Genomic DNA, 1,600 nt, shown 5'->3' with positions numbered 1-1,600 from the left:
TTTTTTTTTGAAAAAAATAGTTGACAGCAGGACTGAAAAGTGCGGCCGCTTTCGCTACTGATTATATTTTATAGGTAGCGAAAGCGGCCCTTGAAATTGTAAGCATAATTCTCGATTTCAAGGAGGTGCACATGAAAACACAAATGGTAAAGAATCTTTTGATGTCTCAGATTAAAACAGTTGCAGCGAACGCCAAGTCTTTCTGCATCGATGCAGAAAGAAACTTCTCTAGAAAAAGAAAACTGACTATGGAAAAGGTTATTTCAGGAATAATAGGTATGGGAAGCGGCAGTCTTACAAATGAATTGCTGGATCTCTTTAATGATAGTCCAGAGACTCCAACTTCATCTGCTTTTTGTCAACAACGATGCAAGATAACTGTAGAAGCTTTTGAAGCAGTATTTCGCCTCTTTTCAAAAAAGCTTTGTGATTCTTTTGAAGATGAACTACCTGTACTGGCTGTAGATGGTTCAAAAATTCAAATCCCAACCAATCCAGATGACGTGGATTCCTTTCTGCCCGGCTCAAACGGCCAGAAACCCTATAATCTTTTGCATCTGAATGCTTTGTATAACCTCAATCATCAAATCTATCAGGATGCAATTATTCAAAAGGTTAAGTCTGCCAATGAACATGTTGCTCTTATAGAGATGGTTGACCGTTCTTTGCTACGTAGTGCTCTTTTGATGGCTGATAGGGGATATGAAAGCTACAACAACCTTGCTCACGTTCAGGAAAAAGGATGGTATTTTCTGTTTCGTATCAAAGATGGAGATTATGGTATCAAACAAGGATTGTCATTACCAAATGAGGAGTTCTATGATGTCAGTTTTGAACTCAATCTCACGCGAAAACAAACAAATGAAGTGAAGGAATTGATAAAAGATAGGAACCATTATAGGTGGATCCCGAGTAACATGGCTTTTGATTACCTTCCGCCCAAAAGTCGGAAAATAGATCCGGTCAGATTCTATAAACTATCATTCAGAATCGTGAGATTTCCTATATCTAACGACACTTATGAAACAATCATAACTAATCTTCCCACAGATAAGTATCCGGCAGAAGAAATAAAAAGGTTGTATTCATTGAGGTGGGGAATTGAAACATCTTTCAGAGATTTGAAATATACTATGGGAATGCTTGATTTCCATTCAAAAAAGGTGGAATGCATACAACAGGATATCTACGCACATTTGATAATGTATAACTTTGCGGAAATGATTACCTCGCACGTAGTCATTAAGAAAAAGCAAAGTAGGAAATATACATATAAAGCTAACTTCTCGGTCGCTGCTCATATGTGCAGAAAGTATTACCGCGGTATTACATCGCCACCTGATTTGGAAACCATCATATCAAGAAATCTTGTACCCATTAGACCAGACCGGCATCGAGATAGATACCCGTCTGCAAGAATCTTTAGAGGTTTCCTATATAGAGTAGCATAAAGCTATGGATTTTACACGTGCTCAGCAGGCGGATTTCCATCCGTCTATTTGTTGTGTAAATAACCATGGAAAAAGAGGATGATGGAACAATTCCAACATCCTCTTTAAAACTTTTCCCTCGTGTTACAATGCTAACTTAATGACATTGA

At 37.9% G+C, this 1,600-nt stretch carries 1 protein-coding gene; it reads left to right on the top strand.

The genetic code is table 11. From position 1 onward, the window contains the following. Nucleotides 1-131: 131 nt before the first annotated feature. On the top strand, nucleotides 132-1,451 hold the full coding sequence (locus NXH67_RS00100; protein WP_272795922.1) for an IS4 family transposase: 1,320 nt from the start codon (nucleotides 132-134) through the stop codon (nucleotides 1,449-1,451). Nucleotides 1,452-1,600: the final 149 nt, after the last annotated feature.

This window comes from Butyrivibrio sp. DSM 10294 (assembly GCF_028539135.1).
In the GTDB taxonomy this organism is placed as follows: Bacteria; Bacillota; Clostridia; order Lachnospirales; family Lachnospiraceae; genus Butyrivibrio.
This window is presented reverse-complemented; position numbering and strand designations above follow the sequence as displayed.

Bases quoted from the DNA above. Each gene is read 5' to 3' on its own strand.
- NXH67_RS00100 (WP_272795922.1), top strand. From the start codon at position 132: ATGAAAACACAAATGGTAAAGAATCTTTTGATGTCTCAGATTAAAACA.